Here is a 15,527-nt window from a genome sequence, read left to right on the forward strand (position 1 = left end):
CAACAGGTCAGGATCAGCATGCAACCACAGAGGGAAATTGGTCTTGCAGCCTTCGCTCAAGCTGCGGCAGTCGACTGCCCGGCTCCTGCGGCCTCGACCCCCTCGCTCAACGGCCATATTGCGCTGGCGGCCGACATGCCGTCCCTCGAACGGCTCGCCGATGACTGGCGCGGCCTCCATGGCCGATCCACCCATCCGCATAGCGTATTTCAGAGCGCCGAATGGTGCCTCGCCTGGGCCCGCCACTATGCCAAGCCCGAACATGGCATCGAACCATGTGTCGTCACCGGCTACCAGGACGGCAGTCTGGTCTTTCTGTGGCCGCTCATGAAGGTGCGCAAAGGCCCGTTCACCTTGCTGCGCTGGCTGTCCGATCCCTTCGCCCAATATGGCGACGTCCTGGTGGCCCCGGGCGTCGACGCGCGGCCCTGGTGCCGCGGCGCCCTGGAGTTCCTGCGCCGCCTCAAGGGCATTGACTGCCTGCGCCTGCGCCATGTCCGGGCCGACGCTGCCATCGCGCCGTTTCTGCGCGACGAATTCCATCGCGCCGGCGACACCGAGGAAGCGCCGTTTCTCGATCTCACCGCCTATCCGACCGAGGCCGATTACGACAAGCGCTACAGCCGCGAGCAGCGCAAGCGGCGCGGCAAGATCCGGAAATCGCTGGAAGCGATGGGTCCGGTCGAATTCGCCACCATGCCGGCGGGCAGCCTGATGGACCGCGCCATGGAACAGGCGGTGGCGCAGAAGCGCCTCTGGCTGGCCGAGCGCGGCCTGTACAGCCAGCCTCTGATGTGCGCGTTGCTCGAACCGTTCCTGCGCGAATTCTCGCGCAGCGCCACTGGCGCCATATCGCTCGTCACCTCCTGCCTCACCGCCGGCAATCGCCCGATCTCCTGGGAGATCGGCCTGCGCTGCGGCACGACCCATTTCGGCTTCATCACCGCGCATGACACCTCGCTCACCGACGCATCGCCGGCGCGCCTGCATATGGACCTGTCACAGCGCCAGGCCATTCGCGACGGCATGCGCGTCTTCGATCTCATGGTGCCGGGCGATCCACACAAGCAGTCCTGGAGCAGCGGCCGCACCGAGGTCCATGACTTCCATGCGCCGCTTTCGCTGGCGGGAAGACTTTACGGCCACGGCTATCTTTCGTTGCTGAGGCCGCTCATCCGCCGCCTCTATTTCAAGGCGCCGGCCACGATCCGCGCCCGCTTCACCCGCTTATTTTCAGCCTGACCTCAACAGGCTGGCACAAGGCCTCAGGCCGTGACAGACTTGGCTTCACCGTTCCTGAAGCCGAGCCCCAGCCATATGCCAGCCACTCTTCTGCGCGCCAACGATCCCCTCCTCCAGCCCTATACGATCAAGCACCTGACGCTCCGCAACCGGATCATGTCGACGGCGCATGAGCCGAACTATCATGAAGACGGCATGCCGAAGGACCGTTACCGGCTCTATCACGTCGAGAAGGCGAAAGGCGGCATCGCCCTCACCATGACGGCGGGATCGGCCGTCGTCTCGCGCGATTCACCGCCCGCTTTCGGCAACCTCCTCGCCTACAAGGACGAGATCGTGCCCTGGCTCGCCAAGCTCGCCGATGAATGCCACACGCATGGCGCGGCGGTCATGATCCAGCTCACCCATCTCGGGCGCCGGACCAACTGGAACAAGGCCGACTGGCTGCCGGTGCTCTCCGCCTCGCCGGTTCGCGAGCCTGCCCACCGGGCCTTCCCGAAGGAGATGGAGGACTGGGATATCGAGCGCATCGTCGCCGACTATGCGTCCGCCGCCGAGCGGATGAAGGCGGCCGGCCTCGATGGTTTCGAGTTCGAATGCTACGGCCATCTGATGGACGCCTTCTGGTCGCCGGCGACCAATCAGCGCGACGACCTCTATAATGGCTCGATCGACAACCGCCTGCGCTTCACCATGCGGGTCCTCGAAGCGGTGCGCAAAGCCGTCGGCCCGGACTTTCTGGTCGGTTGCCGGCTCGTCGCCGATGAGGATTGGGACAAAGGCCTCTCCAAGGCCGAGGGGCTCGAAATCTGCCATCGGCTGAAGGCCTCCGGCCTCGTCGATTTTCTCAACATCATCCGCGGCCATATCGAGCATGACGCGCCTTTGGCCAAGGTCATCCCGGTGGCCGGCATGCAGGCGGCACCACATCTCGATTTTGCCGGCGAAGTACGCGCCGCCACCAAGTTTCCGGTCTTCCACGCCGCCCGCATCAACGATGTGGCGACGGCCCGCCATGCGATTGCCGAAGGCAAGCTCGACATGGTCGGCATGACCCGCGCCCATATCGCCGATCCGCATATCGCCAGGAAGATCGCCGAGGGACGCGAGGCCGACATCCGCCCCTGCGTCGGCGCCACCTATTGCCTCGACCGCATCTATGAAGGTCATGAGGCGTTGTGCATCCACAATCCGGCGACCGGGCGGGAAGCCCAGATGCCCCATGTCGTCGCAAAAGCCCAAGGCCCGCGCCGCCGGATCGCGGTCATCGGCGCCGGTCCCGCCGGTCTCGAAGCGGCCCGCGTCACCGCCGCCCGCGGCCATGAGGTCACCCTGTTCGAGGCCTCCGGTAATCCCGGCGGCCAGATCAGGCTCGCCGCCCAGGCCAAGCGCCGGCGCGAACTGATCGCCATCGCCGACTGGCGGGCCGAGCAGTGCGAGCGTTTGGGCGTCGCCATGAAATTCAACCAGCTGGTCGAGGCTTCCGACATTCGCGATCTCGGCGCCGATGTCGTGATCGTCGCCACCGGCGGCCTGCCGCAGAATGTCACGATCGAGGAAGGCGCAGATCTCGCGGTCTCGAGCTGGGACATATTGTCGGGCGACGTCAAACCGGCCGACGATGTCCTGCTCTATGACGATAATGGCGCCCATCCCGGCATGGCCGCCGCCGAGCTCATCGCCGAGGCCGGCGCTTCGCTCGAGATCCTGAGTCCTGAGCGTTTCTTCGCCCCCGAAATGGGCGGCCTCAATCTCGTTCCTTATATGAAAACCTTTACGGAGCGGCAGGTCCGCATCACCACGATGACGCGCCTGCGCGCGCTCAAACGTCAGGGCAACAAGATCCAGGCCGTCCTGTGGAGCCCCTATAGCGAGACTGACAGCGCGACGCGGCTGGTCGACCAGGTCGTGGTCGAGAACGCCACGGCGCCCCTGGCCGATCTCTATTTCGATCTCAAGGAGGAATCGAGCAATCGCGGCGAGGTCGATTATGAGGCCTTCGTTGCCGGCCGCCCGCAGACGAAGCGGACCAATCCGTCCGGCAGGTTCCAGCTGTTCCGAATCGGTGACGCGGTCGCCTCGCGAAACATCCACGCCGCAATCTACGACGCGCTGCGTCTGTGTGTTGTCCTCTGATTTGCGCAAGCATCATTAATCGAACGCTAATCCCGCATCGCGAAGTCGCCGGAGTGATGAAGGAACGATTAAGGTTAAACCTATGCTGACATGTTGCAGGGCGAGATAGGAATAATTCGAACGATTCTCTTAAGTCCTGAATCAGAAGCCGCTCCTAGGTTGCCGTTCACTCGATATTAGGTTGTTACGCAAGGACGGCGCGGAAATGTCACGCAGGATATTCGGCAGCATTGTCACTGCCATTCAGGTCTTGGCCGCATTCAGCTTCATCGGCTTCAGCGCGCCGGCTCACGCCGAAACGCTCGCGACCTACTACAAAGTCCTCATCGCGGTGCGCAAATGCGAACTTTCCGTTGAGGAAGTTCAATTGGCGCGCCTCCAGGACATCATCGAGAACCGCGTCACCGACACCGACACGTCCTCCGATTCGATCAACAACATCTTCGATGAGATCGCCCAGGACATCGGCAGCGATACGCCTGCCTTCTGCGCCGCCTACAGCGATACGGCGCTCACCATCCTCCAATCCCTCTGATGGACCGCATGACCATGCCCAAGGCAAGTCTCCGCACATGGCTTAAGGCCGGCTCCGTTCTGCGCCGCTTCGGCGCCCGCGACGAAGGCAGCACGACACCCATCTTCGCCCTCTGCGCGATCCCGCTGGTTTTCGCCGCCGGCATCGCCATCGACACCAGCAGGCAATCCACGGCCAGGGTTCAGGTGCAGGCGGCAACCGATGCCGCGGCCCTCGCCGCCGCCGCCGCTTATGGTGTCGGCAGCGAGAACTACACCGCCGTCGCCAATGCCTATTTCACCAAGACCGTCTCGCAGTTCCCCGACCTCGCCAGCGCCAGCATCGCGACGAACGTGTCGGTAGACACGGCGAACAATACGCTCACCATGACCGCGTCCGGCGCGATTCCGACGACGCTGACGCGTATCGGCGGCTTCGATACGATGCCGCTGGCGGCAGCCAATACCTCACCCAGTGGTGGCGGTGGCGGCGGCGGCGCCGGGGCAGCCGCGACCGGTGGCGGCACCAGTAGCGGAGGCACCATCTCGAGCACGGTTTCGCTCCCTGTCTTCTCCGATCACCACAAGGGCCAGATCGTTCTCGTCATGGATTATTCGAGCTCCATGGATGAATATATCGGCGGCAAGAAAAAATACATCACCATGCGCGACGAAGCGGCCAAGCTGGTCAGCAACCTGTCGCAAAACCAGACCAACCAAGATGTCGAATTCGGCCTGGTCCCCTTCTCGCATGCCGTCCGCGTCACCATGCCGAACAATTTCTACTACGGAAAGACCGGCACGAGCTCGTCGACCTACTGCATCGATGACCGCAACTATCCCTACAATCTGAGCCCGGACACGCCGAGCACCTCGACGACCAACAACGCCAGCAAATTCTTCACCACCAGCTGCAGCTATTTCTCGTCGAAGAATTTGAATGTGCGCGCGCTGTCGCTCAATCACGCGGGCACGGTCAGTCAGATCAATTCGATGACGCCCTACGGAAACACCCATATCGCGCTCGGCATGGAGACGGCCTGGCACTTGCTGACGCCGAATGCTCCCTATGCCGCGACCGTGAATGAAGAAGAGACGCTGAAGGCCGTCGTGCTGCTCACGGACGGCCAGCAGACGAGTCCCGGCAACGGTCCCAACAACATCCTTTCGGTCGCACAGGCCGAAAGCAATCTCGAGGAGCAATGCCGCAGGATGAAGGCGGCCGGCATCCGTGTCGTCACCGTGTCCTTCGACCTGTCGGACACGCTGACCCAGAACCGCCTGAAGGATTGTTCCTCGGACAACCTGGAAAAGAAGGTCGCGGCCGGCGAGCCGACCCCGAAATACTACTTCAACACCAACACCAATGAAGAGCTGGCCAGCGCCTTCGGCATCATCCGCGACAGCCTGGCGCGCAACATGTACCTGTCCAAATAGACAGTTCGACGGACATCTTGAATCGGGTGGCCTGACCGGGTAACTCCGGTTAGGTCATCTTCATGATCAACCGCACCATGGGCCCCGCCGAATGGGCCATGCTCATCGTCCTCAGCATCGTCTGGGGCGGATCATTCTTTCTGTACGCCATCGCCCTCATCGACCTGCCGGTCTTCACCATCGTCTTCCTGCGTGTGAGCCTCGGCAGCCTCGGTCTGTGGCTCTGCGCCTGGGCGATGGGACTTCTGCCGCGCCGCGACGCCGTGCTCTGGCGCAACTTCCTCATCATGGGACTGATCAACAACGCCATTCCCTTCAGCCTCATCGTCTGGGGCCAGAAGGAGGTCGCCTCCGGCCTCGCCGCCATCCTGAACGCCACCACGCCCTTCTTCACCGTCCTCACCGCCAACTGGCTCACCGCCGATGAGAAACTGTCCTGGAATCGCCTGCTCGGCGCCTTCATCGGGCTGTCCGGCGTCGCCGCCATGATGGGCGCCGACCTGGTGCAGGCGCAAGGAGGCGCCCTCGTCTCGCAGCTCGCCATCATCGGCGCCGCGGTCTCCTATGGCTTCGCCAGCGTCTTCGGGCGCCGCTTCGCCGGAACGCCGCCGGTCGTCACCGCTGCGGGCCAGACCGCCGGCTCATCGCTGATTCTCCTGCCGGTGATGCTGCTGGTCGACGCGCCCTGGCGCCTCGGCTTTCCGCCGCTGCAGGCCTGCCTCGCGGTTGCCGGACTGGCGATCCTGTGCACGTCGATAGCCTACATACTCTACTTCACCATCCTGAAGCGCGCCGGCGCCACCAATATCGTCCTGGTAACCTTTCTGGTACCGGTCAGCGCCATCCTGCTCGGCATCATGCTCCTCGGCGAACGCCTCGGTCTCCATCATGTGATCGGCATGGTCACCATCGCCTTCGGCCTCGCCTTGATCGATGGTCGTATCCTCAGCCTTGTCAGACCCCGTCGCATCTAAAGAATCGGACCGAAAAGTGCGAAGCGGTTTTCGGATAATCCGATGCGCAAAACAATATCCTGGCGCAAATCCTTGTCGCCAAAGTCTTCAACTTTGGCGGATTTGCTCTAGGCAAGAACCGGTCTATCATCCTTCCGAAAAGCCGGTCGCAGCTTCGTCACATTGTTGGCGTTGCTGAGCGGGCAGGAGGTGATCATGGCCAACCATCCCGACGTTCAAGCGTTCTTCGACGAGGCCACCAATACGGTGAGCTATGTGGTGAGCGATCCCGCCACGCGGATATGCGCCATCGTCGATTCGGTTCTCGACTATGATCTCGCGGCAGGCCGCACGTCATTCCATTCCGCCGACAAGGTCATCGATTTCGTGCGCGCCCAAGGCCTTACCCTCGACTGGATCCTCGAAACCCACGTCCACGCCGATCATCTCTCCGCCGCCCCCTATATTCAGGAGAAGCTCGGCGGCCGGCTCGGCATCGGCGAACAGATCCGCCTGGTCCAGGACACGTTCGGCAAGATCTTCAATGCCGGCACGGATTTCCAGCGCGACGGCAGCCAGTTCGATCATCTCTTCCAAGACGGCGACCGTTTCAAGATCGGCAATGTGGAAGCCTATGCCATGCATACGCCGGGTCACACGCCGGCCTGCATGACCTATGTGATCGGCGATGCCGCCTTCATCGGCGACACGCTGTTCATGCCGGATTTCGGCACCGCGCGCGCCGACTTCCCCGGCGGCGATGCCCGCGAGCTCTATCGCTCGATCCAGAAGGTGCTGGCTTTACCGGCGGAGACGCGGCTCTTTCTCTGTCACGACTACAAGGCGCCCGGCCGCGACTTCTTCGCCTGGGAAACCACGGTCGCCGCCGAGCGCCAGGGCAATGTCCATGTCCGCGAAGGCGTCAGCGAGGAGGATTTCGTCGCCATGCGCACCGCACGCGACAAGAAGCTCGGCGCCCCCCGCCTCATCATCCCATCGATCCAGGTGAACATGAATGCCGGCCACTTCCCCGCCCCCGACCAGGATGGCAATGTCTATCTGAAAGTACCGCTCAATCGGATTTAGCATCGGCCCGAAAGTCCATGGTCGCCCTGCGAGGCGGCCATCCAGACTTTTCGGACAAGCCGATGCGTAGGATAATTTAGGAGGAAACCGGCATGGCCGATCAACTGGGTGGCATTCATCATCTGACTGCCATCACCGCCGATGCTCCCGGCAATCTCCGCTTCTACACGGCCACCCTGGGCTTGCGTCTCGTCAAGAAGACGGTCAACCAGGACGATACGAGCGCCTATCACCTCTTTTATGCCGACGGCAAAGCCAGTCCCGGCAGCGACGTCACCTTCTTCGACTGGCCGGTCGGCCGCGAAAGGCGCGGCACCCACAGCATCGCGCGCACGGCCTTGCGGGTCGCCAGCGAGGCCAGTCTCGACTGGTGGCTGAAGCATCTCCGCGCCGCCGGTGTCGCGACCGGCGAGATCGCCGAGGCCGCCGGCCACGCGGCGCTCGATTTCGAGGATCCGGAAGGCCAGCGCCTGCGCCTGGTCGTCGACAGGGGCGAAGGTGAAGGCAATCCCTGGAGCGGCAGCCCGATTCCGACGGAGCATCAGATCCGCGGTCTCGGTCCCATCACTCTGTCGGTGCCGGATCTCAAAGCCACCGCGACGGTCCTCACCCAGGTCCTGAACATGAAGGAAATACGCGCCCATCCCCTGGGCAACGGCAAGACCTCCACCCATGTCTTTGCCATGGGCCCGGGCGGTCCCGCTGCCGAGCTTCATGTCGCGGTCGAGCCGCAGCTCCCCGTCGCCGGCCAGGGCGCCGGCGGCGTCCATCATGTCGCCTTCCGCACGCCCTCGGTCGAGATGCTGCATCAGTGGACGGCGCGGCTGACGAGTTTCAAGATTCCATCCAGCGGCGAGGTCGAGCGCTATTATTTCCGCTCACTCTATTTCCGCGAGCCCAATGGCATCCTGTTCGAGATCGCCACTGACGGTCCGGGCTTCGCGGTCGACGAGCCGCTGGAGAGTCTCGGCGAGCGCCTCTCGCTGCCACCCTTCCTCGAAAATCGCCGCACCGCCATCGAGGCCGGATTGAAACCACTGCAATGACGATCCAATCCTCGCAAGCCGACCGCCTCATCCGAGCGCATCACCTGCATGTGGCGGGCACGCCCCTCGCCCGCGCCAGCAAGGTCGTCATTTTCATCCATGGCCGTCATGCCACCGGGACGGCCATCCTGCCCCTCACCGAGCCCCTGGCCATGGACGGGCTCTGCTTCCTCGCCCCCGATGCCGATACCGGCAGCTGGTATCCGGGCGCCTTCATGGCGCCCATCATCACCAACGAGCCTTATCTCACCAATGCGCTCGAGCGTCTCGGCTCCATCTATCACTCGCTCGAGACGCTGGGCTTCGGCCGCGAGCAGATCGTGCTCGCCGGCTTCTCGCAAGGGTCCTGCCTCGTCCTCGAATACGCCGCGCGCCATCCGCATTTCTATGCCGGCATATTGGGCTTCAGCGGCGGCCTCATCGGCCCCGACCCGATGGTCCGGAACGAACGCGGTTCTTTCGAAGGCACGCGCATCTTCCTCGGCTGCAGCGAGAAGGATCCCTTCATCCCGGCCAAACGCGTCTTGGAGACCGCTGGCCACCTGGAAGGCCTCGGTGCCCAAGTGACCGCACGCCTTTACCCCGGCAGCGATCACGTCATAAACGAGAATCAATACGCCCATGCCCGCGCCATTCTCACTTGGGATGCCGTGGCGTGACCTCTTCTTCATGAATCTTTCAAGGAAGCAGCAATGGATATCGGAATAATCGGTCTCGGTCGGATGGGCGGCAACATCGCCCGCCGCTTGATGGAGGGCGGGCACAAATGCGTGGTGCTCGACCGCAACCCGGATGCGGTGAAGGACGTCGAGAAGGACGGCGCCGCGCCCGCCAGGGATTCGGCCGACATGCTGGCCAAGCTGTCGAGCCCGCGCGCCGTATGGCTGATGCTGCCGGCGGGCGAGATCACCGAGAAGGTGCTGGCGGAAGTCGCGGGCCTCATGCAGCCAGGCGACATCCTCATCGACGGAGGCAACAGCTACTACAAGGACGATATCCGCCGCGCCAGGACGCTCCGCGAAAAAGGTATCATCTATGTCGATGTCGGCACCTCGGGCGGCGTCTGGGGTCTCGAACGCGGTTACTGCCTGATGATCGGCGGCGAGGAGAAGGCCGTCACCCATCTCGATCCGATCTTCGCCTGTCTCGCTCCGGGCATCGGCAAGATCGAGCGCACACCAGGACGCGAGAAGCGCGACCCTCGTCCCGAGCATGGTTATGTCCATTGCGGCCCCGCAGGCTCAGGACACTTCGCCAAGATGATCCATAACGGCATCGAATATGGCCTGATGCAGGCCTATGCCGAGGGCTTCGACATCCTGCGCAACAAATCGAGCGACGTCTTGCCCGCCGATGAGCGTTTCACGCTCGACCTCGCCGACCTCGCCGAGGTCTGGCGGCGCGGCAGCGTGATCTCCTCCTGGCTGCTCGATCTGAGCGCCATCGCGCTCGCCAAGGATGCCGATCTCAAAAGCTTCACCGGCTCCGTCGCCGATTCAGGCGAAGGCCGCTGGACGGTCGAAGCCGCCATCGAAGAAGCGGTGCCCGCCGACGTGTTGTCGAGCGCGCTCTACACGCGCTTCCGTTCGCGCCGCGATCACACCTTCGCCGAGAAACTCCTGTCCGCCATGCGCTACGAATTCGGCGGCCATGTCGAGCAAAAGAAGTAGCCCGCATCGGCCCGAAAAGTTGCAGACTTTTCGGATAAGCCGATGCGCAGAGGAATGAGGGGCGGCAGGCAGCCTCTTACATCCGTCCATACTTCTTCATGACGTCGATGAGCCGGTCATGCGGCAGCGCGATCGACGTGTTGCCGTCGCGCCCGACCATCGTCTCATTGGCAATCATGCTGTCGATGATGGCCTCCTCGGTCGCCTCGACCGTCGCCTCGAAGAGCGGATCGATATCGCCGGTTGCTACCGCCTCCAGGCGGCGCAATTGATTGGGCGGCGTGGTGAAAGCTTCTTCGTTGGCGGTCGAAAAAGCGAGAAAGATGTCGCCCGAGCTGTTGTGGCCGAGACCGCCGGTGCGGGCGAGGCCGATCGGCACGCGGCGCGCCAGCCGCTTCAGTTGGTGCGCCTCGAGCGGCGCATCGGTGGCGATGATCACGATGATCGAGCCGGCCGGCTTGCCGCGCAGTTCATCGCCCGCGAGATGCGGCCCGACCGGCACGCCAAGGATCGTGCATTCCGGGCGCTGCCCGAAATTCGACTGCACCAGGGCGCCGACCGTATAGGAGCGTCCCGCCACCTTCACGACTCGTGAGGCGGTGCCGTTGCCGCCCTTGAAGTCATAGCAGATCATGCCGGTGCCGCCGCCGACGCTGCCCTGCTCGATGGCGCCGCCGCGCGCCCCACCCAGCGCTTGAATCACATGTTCAGCCGTCACATGGAAGCCGTTGATATCATTGAGATCGCCATCAAAGGTCTCAGCCGCGACGGGCAATCCCCAGTCCTGCACATTGCCGGCCTTGCCGAACAGCCACCGGCTGGTCGTGTCGCGCGCGATGCCGCAGGAATTTGTGTTGGTGATGGTGATCGGCGTCTGCAGCTCACCCGATTCCTCGATCCAGATCGTGCCGGTCATCTCGCCATTGCCGTTGAGCGAATAGGTGCCGGCGGCGCAAGGAATCTGCGCCTTGTCGCGCCCGCGCGGCAGGATGGCGGTGACGCCGGTGCGCACCGGCCCCTGCCCGACCACGAGCTTGCCATGCCCTGAGATCAGCGTGGTCACACCAACCTCGACGCCCGCCACATCGGTGATGGCGTTGTTGGCGCCGGGCTCACCGGCAAAGGGGAGCTTGAGGCCGCGGCCGCGTGTCTTGCCGGCAGGGGTGACATGATGGGAATTCATCGGGCTCCTCGATTCTTCTTTGCAAGGCGAGACGCTTCGCACAGACTGACATTGACGAGCAAGACCCGGAACCCTGATGACCTCACCTGTCGATCCCTCAGCCTATAAGGAAGCCTTGATCTTCCTTGGCACCGCCGGGGTGGTCATCCCGATCTTCCGCAAGCTCGGCATAAGCTCGATCCTGGGCTTCCTGATCGTCGGCGCCCTGGTCGGCCCCTATATGTTGGGCGGTCTCGCCCAGACCTATCCCTGGCTCGCCAATTTCGTCTTCACCGAATCGGAGGAATTCAGCCAGCTGGCTGAGCTCGGTGTCGTCTTCCTCCTGTTCCTGATCGGCATCGAATTGTCCTTCGAGCGTCTCCTCACCTTGCGCCGCCTGGTCTTCGGCCTCGGCGGCCTGCAGATGCTGGTGACCACCGTGGTCCTCATGCTCATCGGCCTGTGGCTCGGTCTCGATCCGGCGGAGGCCTTGATCATCGGCTCGGTGCTTTCGCTCTCCTCGACCGCCATCGTCGTGCAGCTCCTGTCCGATGCCAAACGGCTCGGCACCCAGGCCGGGCGCGCCAGCTTCTCGGTCCTCCTGTTCCAGGACCTCGCCGTCATCCCGATCCTGCTGCTCATCAGCGTCCTCGGCGCCAATGAGGAGGGATTCACTTTCGCCGACATCCTCACCGCCATTGCCCAGGCGCTGATCGCTATTGCCGTCATCGTGATCGTCGGGCGCTTTCTCCTGCGTCCGCTTCTGCGGCTGGTGGCCGCCACCCGCAGCGGCGACCTTTTCATGGCGACGACATTGCTGATCGCCGTGGGAGCAGGCTATGCCGCCAGCCTTGCCGGCCTCTCCATGGCGCTGGGTGCTTTTCTCGCCGGCCTCCTCCTCGCCGAGACCGAGTTCCGCCGCGAGATCGAGGCCATCATCGAACCGTTCAAAGGCCTCCTGCTCGGCGCCTTCTTCCTGCTCGTCGGCATGGACATCGACCTCAACCAGGTCTTTTCCTATCCGGTAGTCTTCATCCTTTCTGCTGTGGCGCTCATCGTGGTGAAGGCGCTGCTGTTCTGGCTCATCGCCGGCCTGTTCAAGATCGACCGCAAGGCCCGTATCGAAACCGCTTTGCTTCTGGGGCCTGGCGGTGAATTCGCATTCGTCGCCATGGCGGCGGCGGTGGCGACCGGCGTCGTCACCTCGATCGTCAGCGACGCGCTGCTCATCATCGTGTCGCTGTCCATGGCCTCGATCCCGCTGCTCGACTATCTGAGCCGGCCGCTCTCCCGGACGATCCTCAAGGCGGCGCCCGAAATGCCCATGGAGGCGCCACCCGAGACGAACGAGGCGCGCGTCATCATCGCCGGCTTCGGCCGTGTCGGCCGCCTCATCGGCACGATGCTGGAAGAACACAAGATCCCCTATATTGCCGTCGATACCGATCCCCAGGTGGTGGCGAGCGAACGCAAGCTCGGCAAACCGATCTATTATGGTGACGCGGCGCGTCCCGAATTCCTGAGACGCTGCCATATCGCCCATATGCAGGTCATCGCCGTGACCATGGATCAGCCGAAAAAGGTGGAGGACGTCACCGTCGCGGCCCGCGCCGAGCGTGCCGACATCAAGATCATCGCCCGCGCCCGCGACGACCGCCATGCCGTCAAGCTCTATGGCCTCGGCGTGACCGAGGCGGTCCCCGAGACCATCGAGGCGTCGCTGCAGCTGGGCGAGTCCGTATTGGTCGGGGCCGGCCTCGCCATGGGCCTAGCTATCGCCTCGGTGCACGAGCAGCGCGACGTCTTCCGCAAGATGCTGGGCCGCCCCAACCGCAAGGAAGAGCTGGCACTCGCCCGCCGGCGCAAGGCCCGCGGCATCAGCCGGGCGAACGAGGAGACCTGAGCGCTACTCAGAAGCCTTGACTCGAGCCAGGTATCGTAACCGCAACACGTCGGTAAGACCGGGAGATTCTCCGCCTGCCCACAAAGCGACTAGATCCTTGGTATGGACGTAGCGCTCCAGATACGGGACGGCCACAGATACGAGCAAACTCGCAATCTCGGCAGAGAGGACATCAACCTTGGTGGCCTTGTTGACCTCCCACCACTTGTCCGCCGCTTCGCGCGTGAGATATCCGATCCGCTGCCGAAGGTGGCCGTCATATTCCTTGGCGGACTTGATCGTCGTGTCACTTGAGTCCAGCAGCGCACCGCAAACAATGGATAGATTCAGGGTGAAGGACACGCTGTCAGACGAATTCCACCTGTTCTTCTGAAAATTGATGAGCGCAGCATTGTCCCCTACAATCCTGCGTAACGTACCCTGCTTTCGTACATAGCCGTATGCGGCGGCGGCGATTCCCGCTTGGGCGACGACTTCTGCGAAAACCTCTTGGAGCGTTGTGGCGCCGGTCACGCGAGTTCACCCGGCGCCGCTTATGCGACGCCGAGTTTCTTCTGCAGGCTCGAGCTCGAGGTCGTGTACTGGAACAGCAAGCGCTCGCCCGGATGGATGTGGTGGAACGCTTCCTGCGCCATCAGCGCCGCTTCGTGGAAGCCCGACAGGATCAGCTTGAGCTTGCCCGGATAGGTGTTGATGTCGCCGATGGCGAAGATGCCTTGCGTCGATGTCTCGAACTTCGCGGTGTCTACCGGAACCAGATTCTCATGCAGGTTGAGACCCCACTCGGCGACCGGGCCGAGCTTCATGGTGAGCCCGAAGAAGGGCAGCATCGCATTGGCGGCGATATCGAAATTGCCGTCAGTGCCTTTCACCTGCGCCGAGGCGAGGACGCCGTTGTCGCCGGTGAGGCCGGTCACCTGGCCCAGCTTGAGCTGCATCTTGCCGGCCGCGACCAGCTCGCGCATCTTCTTCACGCTGTCGGGCGCCGCGCGGAAATCATCGCGCCGGTGCAGCAGCGTCAGGCTGTTGGCGATAGGCTGCAGGTTGAGCGTCCAGTCGAGCGCCGAGTCGCCGCCGCCGACGATCAGGATGTCGCGGCCGCGCAGGGCTTCCATCTTCTTGACCGAATAGAATACCGACTGGCCCTCATAGGCATCGATGCCGGGGATCGGCGGCTTCTTCGGCTGGAACGAGCCGCCGCCCGCCGCGATCACCACCACCTTGGCATGGAACACGATGCCGCCATCGGTCTTGAGCTCGAATTTGCCGTCCTCGAGCTTCCTGAGCTCGGTGACCATCTGATTGAAGTGATATTCGGGCTTGAAGGGCTTGGCTTGCTCGAGAAGCCGGTGCGTCAGTTCGGAACCGGTGACGATCGGCAGCGCCGGAATGTCATAAATGGGTTTTTCCGGATAGAGCTCGGCGCATTGGCCGCCCGGGCGGTCGAGAATGTCCACGACGTGACATTTTATGTCCAGGAGTCCCAGCTCGAAGATCGCAAACAGACCACAGGGGCCCGCCCCCACGATCACGGCATCGGTGGAAATCACCTCTTCGCTCATACCTGAACTCCAAATTATCTAGAATTGTTTCTCCGGCACCCGGACCCTGAGCCCGTCCAGCACATCCGAAACCTTGATCTGGCAGGACAGCCGGCTCTCGTCGCGCACGTCGAAGGCGAAATCGAGCATGTCCTCTTCCATCGGATTGCGCGGGCCGGTCTTTTCGAGCCAGCCCGGCTCGACATAGACATGGCACGTCGCGCAGGCGCAGGCACCACCGCAATCGGCGTCGATCCCGGGCACCATGTTCTTGACCGCCGTTTCCATGACGGTCATGCCCGCCTGTCCGTCGACGGTCTGTTCGGTGCCATTATGCTGGATGAAAGTGATCTTCGCCATTCGAGGCCTTTACGCGGGTGTCGGTGCGCGGCCTCTTTAAGGGATCAGAACGCCGAACACAAGAAAAGGCCCATGCATCAAATGAAGAGCTTTTCCGCCTCTGCCGCAAAGGCGGCCATGGCCTGGTCGAGCTCGCCCAGAACGCGCTTTTTGAGCTTCGCCTCCCCGGACCAGCCGAGGTCTTCGATTTCGTCCGTCAGGGCCGCTATCCTGGGGGCCCCGATCGAGCGGGCTGAGCCCTTGAGGCTGTGAGCGGCGAATTTCCAGTCGTCGGCCGAGGCCGCCTCGTCGAGCTGCGCCCGGACCGGAGCGAACTGGGCCAGGAACAGGCCGATCAGTTCGCGTTCCAGGGCGTCGTCGCCCCCCGTATATTGGCTCAAATGTTCACGGTCGAAAATGGCGGGATCCGCTGCCCCTGCGTCGCTCTTCTGGTTCGCCTGGGCGACCCCTTTGGTTAACATTTTCTTACCCTCGCCGT

General features: G+C 63.1%; 15 protein-coding genes. 10 read left to right on the plus strand and 5 right to left on the minus strand.

Annotated elements, in window-relative coordinates; genetic code table 11:
* The first annotated feature begins 135 nt into the window (after positions 1 to 135).
* From JHL16_RS03030 to gnd, 9 genes are all read left to right on the plus strand, one after another.
* A complete protein-coding gene (locus JHL16_RS03030; protein ID WP_200183415.1) occupies positions 136 to 1,242 on the plus strand; it encodes a GNAT family N-acetyltransferase in 1,107 nt (368 codons plus the stop codon).
* A 90-nt stretch (positions 1,243 to 1,332) separates the two neighbouring features.
* Positions 1,333 to 3,378 carry an oxidoreductase gene (locus JHL16_RS03035; RefSeq protein ID WP_281435983.1) on the plus strand — a complete coding sequence of 682 codons (2,046 nt, stop codon included), beginning with the start codon at positions 1,333 to 1,335 and terminating at the stop codon, positions 3,376 to 3,378.
* Between the two features lie 205 nt (positions 3,379 to 3,583).
* Complete coding sequence (locus JHL16_RS03040) at positions 3,584 to 3,913, plus strand: hypothetical protein (protein ID WP_200183417.1); 330 nt, start codon at positions 3,584 to 3,586, stop codon at positions 3,911 to 3,913.
* An 8-nt stretch (positions 3,914 to 3,921) separates the two neighbouring features.
* Complete coding sequence (locus JHL16_RS03045; protein ID WP_200183418.1) at positions 3,922 to 5,328, plus strand: vWA domain-containing protein; 1,407 nt, start codon at positions 3,922 to 3,924, stop codon at positions 5,326 to 5,328.
* 62 nt (positions 5,329 to 5,390) lie between these two features.
* The gene (locus JHL16_RS03050; RefSeq protein ID WP_200183419.1) at positions 5,391 to 6,302 is read left to right on the plus strand and encodes a DMT family transporter; all 912 of its coding nucleotides are present in this window, start codon (positions 5,391 to 5,393) and stop codon (positions 6,300 to 6,302) included.
* Between the two features lie 195 nt (positions 6,303 to 6,497).
* A complete protein-coding gene (locus JHL16_RS03055; RefSeq protein WP_200183420.1) occupies positions 6,498 to 7,367 on the plus strand; it encodes an MBL fold metallo-hydrolase in 870 nt (289 codons plus the stop codon).
* A gap of 92 nt (positions 7,368 to 7,459) precedes the next feature.
* Positions 7,460 to 8,413: a ring-cleaving dioxygenase gene (locus JHL16_RS03060; RefSeq protein ID WP_200183421.1), complete on the plus strand. Its 954-nt coding sequence runs from the start codon at positions 7,460 to 7,462 to the stop codon at positions 8,411 to 8,413.
* Entirely contained in the window at positions 8,410 to 9,072 is a 663-nt protein-coding gene (locus JHL16_RS03065) for an alpha/beta hydrolase (protein WP_200183422.1), read from the plus strand. The genes JHL16_RS03060 and JHL16_RS03065 overlap by 4 nt, the downstream gene beginning before the upstream one ends.
* Before the next feature lie 33 nt (positions 9,073 to 9,105).
* Positions 9,106 to 10,083, plus strand: a complete 978-nt coding sequence (gene gnd, locus JHL16_RS03070) for a phosphogluconate dehydrogenase (NAD(+)-dependent, decarboxylating) (RefSeq protein ID WP_200183423.1) — start codon at positions 9,106 to 9,108, stop codon at positions 10,081 to 10,083.
* 76 nt (positions 10,084 to 10,159) lie between these two features.
* On the opposite strand, the gene JHL16_RS03075 is transcribed toward gnd, so the two are convergent.
* Positions 10,160 to 11,266 carry a DmpA family aminopeptidase gene (locus tag JHL16_RS03075; RefSeq protein WP_200183424.1) on the minus strand — a complete coding sequence of 369 codons (1,107 nt, stop codon included), beginning with the start codon at positions 11,264 to 11,266 and terminating at the stop codon, positions 10,160 to 10,162.
* Positions 11,267 to 11,342: 76 nt separating this feature from the next.
* Here JHL16_RS03075 and JHL16_RS03080 point away from each other — a divergent pair, with 76 nt between their 5' ends.
* Positions 11,343 to 13,148, plus strand: a complete 1,806-nt coding sequence (locus JHL16_RS03080; RefSeq protein ID WP_200183425.1) for a cation:proton antiporter domain-containing protein — start codon at positions 11,343 to 11,345, stop codon at positions 13,146 to 13,148.
* Positions 13,149 to 13,151: 3 nt separating this feature from the next.
* On the opposite strand, the gene JHL16_RS03085 is transcribed toward JHL16_RS03080, so the two are convergent.
* The 4 genes from JHL16_RS03085 to JHL16_RS03100 form a co-directional block, all read right to left on the minus strand.
* On the minus strand, positions 13,152 to 13,661 hold the full coding sequence (locus JHL16_RS03085; protein ID WP_200183426.1) for a DUF4304 domain-containing protein: 510 nt from the start codon (positions 13,659 to 13,661) through the stop codon (positions 13,152 to 13,154).
* Positions 13,662 to 13,681: 20 nt separating this feature from the next.
* The gene (locus JHL16_RS03090) at positions 13,682 to 14,710 is read right to left on the minus strand and encodes an NAD(P)/FAD-dependent oxidoreductase (RefSeq protein WP_200183427.1); all 1,029 of its coding nucleotides are present in this window, start codon (positions 14,708 to 14,710) and stop codon (positions 13,682 to 13,684) included.
* Between the two features lie 18 nt (positions 14,711 to 14,728).
* Positions 14,729 to 15,049 (minus strand): 2Fe-2S iron-sulfur cluster-binding protein, encoded by a 321-nt coding sequence (locus tag JHL16_RS03095; RefSeq protein ID WP_137860135.1) that lies wholly within the window; start codon positions 15,047 to 15,049, stop codon positions 14,729 to 14,731.
* 77 nt (positions 15,050 to 15,126) lie between these two features.
* Positions 15,127 to 15,510, minus strand: a complete 384-nt coding sequence (locus JHL16_RS03100) for an Hpt domain-containing protein (protein WP_200183428.1) — start codon at positions 15,508 to 15,510, stop codon at positions 15,127 to 15,129.
* Positions 15,511 to 15,527 lie beyond the last annotated feature (17 nt).

The organism is Taklimakanibacter albus (assembly GCF_016595235.1).
Lineage (GTDB): Bacteria > Pseudomonadota > Alphaproteobacteria > Rhizobiales > Aestuariivirgaceae > Taklimakanibacter > Taklimakanibacter albus.

Coding starts and splice junctions, on each gene's coding strand:
- JHL16_RS03030 (WP_200183415.1), top strand. CDS start 136: ATGCCGTCCCTCGAACGGCTCGCCGATGACTGGCGCGGCCTCCATGGC.
- JHL16_RS03040 (WP_200183417.1), top strand. CDS start 3,584: ATGTCACGCAGGATATTCGGCAGCATTGTCACTGCCATTCAGGTCTTG.
- JHL16_RS03045 (WP_200183418.1), top strand. CDS start 3,922: ATGACCATGCCCAAGGCAAGTCTCCGCACATGGCTTAAGGCCGGCTCC.
- JHL16_RS03050 (WP_200183419.1), top strand. CDS start 5,391: ATGATCAACCGCACCATGGGCCCCGCCGAATGGGCCATGCTCATCGTC.
- JHL16_RS03055 (WP_200183420.1), top strand. CDS start 6,498: ATGGCCAACCATCCCGACGTTCAAGCGTTCTTCGACGAGGCCACCAAT.
- JHL16_RS03060 (WP_200183421.1), top strand. CDS start 7,460: ATGGCCGATCAACTGGGTGGCATTCATCATCTGACTGCCATCACCGCC.
- JHL16_RS03065 (WP_200183422.1), top strand. CDS start 8,410: ATGACGATCCAATCCTCGCAAGCCGACCGCCTCATCCGAGCGCATCAC.
- gnd (WP_200183423.1), top strand. CDS start 9,106: ATGGATATCGGAATAATCGGTCTCGGTCGGATGGGCGGCAACATCGCC.
- JHL16_RS03075 (WP_200183424.1), bottom strand. CDS start 11,266: ATGAATTCCCATCATGTCACCCCTGCCGGCAAGACACGCGGCCGCGGC.
- JHL16_RS03080 (WP_200183425.1), top strand. CDS start 11,343: ATGACCTCACCTGTCGATCCCTCAGCCTATAAGGAAGCCTTGATCTTC.
- JHL16_RS03090 (WP_200183427.1), bottom strand. CDS start 14,710: ATGAGCGAAGAGGTGATTTCCACCGATGCCGTGATCGTGGGGGCGGGC.
- JHL16_RS03095 (WP_137860135.1), bottom strand. CDS start 15,049: ATGGCGAAGATCACTTTCATCCAGCATAATGGCACCGAACAGACCGTC.
- JHL16_RS03100 (WP_200183428.1), bottom strand. CDS start 15,510: ATGTTAACCAAAGGGGTCGCCCAGGCGAACCAGAAGAGCGACGCAGGG.